The organism is Piscirickettsia salmonis LF-89 = ATCC VR-1361 (genome assembly GCF_000297215.2).
Taxonomy (GTDB): Bacteria; Pseudomonadota; Gammaproteobacteria; order Piscirickettsiales; family Piscirickettsiaceae; genus Piscirickettsia; species Piscirickettsia salmonis.
This window is the reverse complement of record NZ_AMFF02000035.1, coordinates 9,565-13,065: the sequence shown is the minus strand read 5'-3', so window position 1 is coordinate 13,065 and position 3,501 is coordinate 9,565. Positions and strand designations below refer to the sequence as shown.

Here is a 3,501-nt window from a genome sequence, read left to right as displayed (position 1 = left end):
ACTCACCTGGATATCATGCTCTCGTATAAGTTCCTGACTGATAACATCGGGGGATGTATGGGTGCTTAACCGTTGATGGATCAACATTTTTGCCTCCTCTGAAATTTGTCGAAAAGCTTGACCTTGCTTAGCGTTAGCTCGTTTTTCTTGTGCACAGCGAGAAGTAAGCCGGTGACAATAAAGACCTTTAAAATCGATTGGGGTGTGCCGTTTAATCTCACGGCTAATCGTGCTAGGAGAAAAGCCAAGTGCTCTAGCAATTGATCTGAGCGAGTCTCCCTCTGATAACCGTTGTTCGATATAAAAACGATCTTTTTCATTTAAGTGCCGATAAACCATCTCTACCCTCTAAGTCAAAAGGCGAACTAGAGAGTTTATCTGTATGAATATGAACTCTCTACTGAGTGTTGCACTTCAGATGACGGAGGGCGTAATCAAAAAATCAGTTAAAAATTTGTCTAGAAAAAGGTTGCCAGATCAAAGGCCACGATTGCAGGTGTTGAACTCTACCGCATGCTGAAGAAAAAACAGATGCACTGCCACCATGATAAGGCAGCATACGAGCAATTTTACTTGCTCGCAGCTTAACTGCGTCCAAAGGAAAGTGTTTTTAGCTGTAAATCTCAAATTGCGACAAAATCCTTAATAATACCGGTAACGATTAACAATGGGAAGGCTTCAACAAAGTCGCCCGCAAAGCGGGCCTATGCTTGAATTGCGACAGAACCTATCCTTGTACACGATCTAAAAATCAGCAACTAAAGTATGTTGTATATCACAAGTAAGGTCCATAACTTTATTAGTGGACTCCGTATGATTATAAAATGGTAAGCACTTCTCAGTTATAGACATATTTTTCTTATGCCAATTTCTTTTATATCCTACAACCGGTGCTACTATTATAAAAATAGTATTTGTTAAAGCTCTCATTGCACTACGACAAATAGCTCCAAAAGATGAGCGATCACTCTTAATATTAGAGTTACATAAAAACTCACGCTCATGCTCAAAGAGGTGAGCCTTCATCTCAGCTGGATCTTTTCTCTCAGAAATGAGAAAATCAAAAGACGATTGTATAACTTTCGATTTATATACAGGGTAATGACTTTTAAAGCCTTGTTCCCTGCTTTGGCCAAGTGAACTTTGTTGAATAGTATCCTCCACTGTTTCAATTCTATCTTTCACCTCTTCCAAACAAGAGCAAATTTGAGCATATTTTTCAGTGTTATTAAAGACTGCATCAACACATATAGGTTGACTTAACCCAAGCATATGTAACCTAAAAAACAAATGATGGTACTTATGAAGCTTATCTATCCTAGTAGGATCATCAAATATTGCTTGGACATATTCTGTTTTATTCAGTCCTAAGATTTCTAGAGTTTGCAAATTCCTCTCGAAATCCTCCGGATGATCAAATACTGCTTGAATATACTTTGGTTGGCTTAAGCCAAGCTGATTTAGCTTTACAAGCTTCTTTTGATGTTCTTTAAGCTTAGTAATTATATTTGGGTCATCAAGTACTGCTTGTACGTATACTGATTGACATAATTCAATATCACTTAGTTGCTGTAAAATAGCATCGAATCCTTCAGGATTATCAAGTACTTTTTGAACATAGACAAATTGATTCGGCTCAAGTGCATTAAGAGTGACAAGCCGATGTGTATGTTTTGCAAATTCAGCCACTCTCTGAGGGTCCTGAAGCGCGGCTTGGACATAGACAGGCGCACATAATGCAATATCCCTTAGACGCTGCAAAATATCATCGAATCCTTTAGGATCATCAAGCACTGCTTTAACGTAGATCCATTGATTCAACCCAAACTGATTAAGAGATGTGAACTTATCTTTATGTCTTTCAAAAACTGCAATTCGATTAGGATCATCAAGTACTGCTTGGACATAGGCAGATTCGCATAACTCAATATCATTTAAGCGCTGGCAAACATCATCAAATCTATCAAGATCCTTAAGCGCTGATTGGACGTATACTGGTTGATCGAGCCCCATACGTATTAAGCGGTAAAGATTTGCTTTGGAGCGATCAGGGTGATCAAGCACTTTTTGGAGATATACTGTTTGCCCCAAACCTAGCTCTTCAAGCATTAAAAGTTCGTCAGAGCAGTCAGAAATATTAACAATCACATTAGGGGACTTGAGTATCGATTCTATATATAATTGTTGGCTCAGTCCAAATTGCCTCAAAATTTGAAAGTTTTCGTTAAACTCTTCAATATTATCGAGCATTAATTGGATATTATCCGACTGATCTGACTCAACTTTTCTTAAATTTTGAAGATTTTCATTGAACTTTTCAATATTATCGAGCATTGCTTGGATATTTTTTGGCTGATCCAGTCCAACTTCTCTTAAATTCTGAAGGTTTTCATTGAACTTTTCAATGTTATCGAGCATTGCTTGGATATTTTTTGGCTGATCCAGTCCAACTGCTTTTAGACTCCGATAACCTTCATCGAAGCCCTCTAAATTACCAAGAACTGCCTCAATATTTGTGAGCTGACTCAATTTAAGGTGATTAAAAAGTGCAAACTTGTCTTGATGAGCTTTAAAAACATCGACTCGATCCGGGTAATCAAGTGCTGCTTGAATATATGGAAGTTGACATAATTCAATATCACTTAGCTGCTGTAAAATAGCATCAAATCCTTCAGGATCATCAAGTACTTTTTGAACATAGACAAATTGATTCGGCTCAAGTGCATTAAGAGTGACAAGCCGATGCGTATGTTTTGCAAATTCAACCACTCTCTGAGGACTCTTAAGCGCGGCTTGGACATAGACAGGCTCACATAATGCAATATCCCTTAGACGCTGCAAAATATCATCGAATCTATCAGGATCACCAAGAACTGCTTTAACATAAACCCATTGATTCAACTCAAACTGATTAAGAGATGTGAACTTATCTTTATGTTTTTCAAAAACTGCAATTAGGTCAGGATTCTCAAACGCTGCTTGCACGTATACAGATTGACATAATTCAATATTGCTTAGGCGTTGTATAATATCGCTGAATCCTTCAGGATCATCAAATACCTTTTGAATATATATTCGTTGATTCAGCCCAATATTCCTTAGCGACACATACATTGCACTAATCTGATAGCGGTCACCCAGAAATAATTTACTAAAAAATTCTTGCTTAGGATTTGTTCGAAAAAAATCTGCCAAGATCTCAACAACATCTGGCTGCTGCTGACCCAACTTAACTAAAGCTTTATTCGGAACCTCTTTAGGAACATTAAAAACCTTACCATTAAGAGATACTTTTTTTATTGGATTAAATCGTACTGGCATAGTCTATTTATTCCTTTCAATAATACTATTAATTAATAGACTAGGCGTTTATAACTAAGAGCTTAATAGCTAAAAGATAAAAAAAACTACTTATAATAGGTAAAAAACGTAAGCGTCGCTACCTCGGTAGGTATTTTGGGCACTGTTGCGAAAAATTATAGTGAACTTCAGAAAGGTTAT

Annotated in this window: 2 protein-coding genes and 1 pseudogene; 1 reads left to right on the top strand and 2 read right to left on the bottom strand. The window is 37.1% G+C overall.

The annotated features are described in order from the left end of the window. Nucleotides 1-339, bottom strand: a 339-nt coding sequence (locus tag C200_RS04445; protein ID WP_033923687.1) for a helix-turn-helix domain-containing protein, incomplete at its 3' end; no start/stop codon positions are given. Between the two features lie 123 nt (nt 340-462). On the opposite strand from C200_RS04445, the pseudogene C200_RS16865 reads away from it, so the two are divergent. After that, nucleotides 463-588: pseudogene (locus C200_RS16865) on the top strand (IS6 family transposase); the annotation flags it as partial. 156 nt (nt 589-744) lie between these two features. Here the strand turns inward: C200_RS16865 and C200_RS04440 are convergent. Then, the gene (locus tag C200_RS04440) at nt 745-3,321 is read right to left on the bottom strand and encodes a BspA family leucine-rich repeat surface protein (protein WP_016211890.1); all 2,577 of its coding nucleotides are present in this window, start codon (nt 3,319-3,321) and stop codon (nt 745-747) included. Between the last annotated feature and the right edge of the window lie 180 nt (nt 3,322-3,501).